Here is a 310-nt window from a genome sequence, read left to right on the forward strand (position 1 = left end):
TTCCGAGATGCTGCGAGGCACTCGGCACGCGGACGTTCCGATACTGTCAAAGCCATTTTCGCTGCCAGCTTTAACGAAGCTTGTGCGTCAACTTGCCGCGGACGCGGCAGCTACTGTAGGCGAGCAACCCGCTAGTTAATCAGCTGGCGGATTACTTCTAAAACTTTCCTGGATCGGTAAGGCTAAAAAAATACTGTCGGCGGGTCAAGCGCATCAAGACACTCGGCCAAGTCGAGGCATAACCCGAGACGACGATCACCTCGATTTCGGGATAAAGCTGGCGGACGCGCACGCGAGATCAATTCCGTCC

The organism is Acidisoma sp. S159 (assembly GCF_009766125.1).
GTDB lineage: Bacteria > Pseudomonadota > Alphaproteobacteria > Acetobacterales > Acetobacteraceae > Acidisoma.